Origin of the sequence: Endozoicomonas atrinae, assembly GCF_001647025.1 — a bacterium.
Taxonomy (GTDB): domain Bacteria; phylum Pseudomonadota; class Gammaproteobacteria; order Pseudomonadales; family Endozoicomonadaceae; genus Endozoicomonas; species Endozoicomonas atrinae.
This window is the reverse complement of record NZ_LUKQ02000538.1, coordinates 1-1561: the sequence shown is the minus strand read 5'-3', so window position 1 is coordinate 1561 and position 1561 is coordinate 1. Positions and strand designations below refer to the sequence as shown.

Below are 1561 nucleotides of genomic sequence, written 5' to 3'. Positions count from 1 at the left end.
TGCTGCTGAAGCTCGGTATTGCTCCGCTCCAGGTCAGCGGCTTTCTGGGTGGCCTGAGTCATCAGGGCATGGGCGTTCTTGCGGGACTCTTCCGCCTTGGTGTACTTGTCCTGCCAGTCTTCACCGTCATCGTCATTGGATGCTGGAGCAGGCGGCTCTGACGGTTCGTCATCAGCGTCCGACTCCGGTTCGGGTGGCGGGGGTAGCTCATCAGCGGGTGGGTTCTGATCGGTTTGCTTGTCCTGCTCGTCCTCTTGCTCTGCAAAAGCGGCAGGGGCGTCCGTAGTCAGACCCATAAGGGCTGCCAGTTCGGCATCGGTTTCCTGATCCAGTTTTTCGGCATCAATGGCCATTTCACTCTCCCTGTGGGGCACTCTGAACCGCTGAGGGCTCTGGCTTGTCCACGTTGGTTACGCCTGTGAAAGTCCGTGGGGCTCGGGGCTTGTCCATGTTCTTTCAGGCATTGTTCGCCACCCGCCCCCCGCTGCCCGCGACCCGTAAAAGACGATACTGGTTTGGCTTTTACGGGAAGCGGGGAGCGGACAGCGGGGAGCGAAGAAAGTTATTGTCGTAAATAGGTTCGCGATCGCTGCGCCAGTTGCATCAGATCACTGAGTTCCTGAGTTTTACCCTGCAGGATGCGCAATTCCGTTGAATCCCGGGCGTGGGACATTTTCTCCAGCAGTTCCGCCCGGCGACGTTGCAGGTGCTCGACCAGCGTCTGGTAATCCGGGTTGCCTTCCAGCCGCAGGATCGCCTCCGCCTCCTGGCTGGTCAGGTGCAGTGGGTTGTGCATAGAGTTCTTCCTCAGGGCGCAGGGCTTTATCGGGGTCAATATCCAGGGATTTCAGGTATTCGTTATACAGGTAACGGTGATCGGTCATCGGCCCCAGTACCGGGTTCATACTGACATTCAGGGCATTCATCATCCGTTCCGATTGCAGCTCTTTGGCCACCAGTGCAGCACTGCCCATGGCCACCACATCCAGATCGCCCCGCTTGGCGTCTTCGCTGTCACTCCAGCGCATGGCGAAATTGAACAGGCTGTCGATCAGGGGCACCGTTGCGTAGTCGTCTATATTTTTTACCACGCTTTTCAGGGCCACATTGGCAGCAGTCATCAGCATGCTCATGCCGCTGGCGGTTTTGTTCAGGCTCTGGGTCTGTTCGCCGTGGGTATAGCTGGGCAGTGAGGTCTCTTCATCCGCAAATCGCCGGAACAGTTCAAAGATACCGGAAAGATCCTTCTGGTTGCTCTGGATATTGATGGCCTGAATCATTGGCCCCTCACCGGCTTCCCCGTCATAAAACCAGAGTCGGTAGGGATAGATCTTCTTGGCATCTTCCAGGCTCATCCCTTCCGGAAATTTGCTGACGTCCATCTGGAACATGGGACCAGCGGTGAGGGCAGCATTGTCCAGCAGGGCCCGGCCAGTGGAGTTCATCACATCCTGGCTGTCGTTCATCATGTAGGGGATGCCGATGCCCCAGAACCGGTGCAGCACACTTTCGTAGGGAACAAACTTGTAGGGGATCGCTTCCGGCTTCAACGGGTTGAGCC

The 1561-nt window shown here is 57.3% G+C and carries 3 protein-coding genes; 1 reads left to right on the top strand and 2 read right to left on the bottom strand.

The features are described 5' to 3' along the window. Positions 1-353, bottom strand: a 353-nt coding sequence (locus tag AK963_RS28845; protein WP_202969917.1) for a hypothetical protein, incomplete at its 3' end; no start/stop codon positions are given. A 44-nt stretch (positions 354-397) separates the two neighbouring features. Here AK963_RS28845 and AK963_RS33970 point away from each other — a divergent pair. Continuing rightward, entirely contained in the window at positions 398-574 is a 177-nt protein-coding gene (locus AK963_RS33970) for a hypothetical protein (protein WP_175404718.1), read from the top strand. A gap of 52 nt (positions 575-626) precedes the next feature. Here AK963_RS33970 and AK963_RS33965 read toward each other — a convergent pair. Beyond that, positions 627-1561 (bottom strand): portal protein (locus AK963_RS33965; RefSeq protein ID WP_202969916.1); only part of this gene is annotated, 935 nt, incomplete at its 5' end.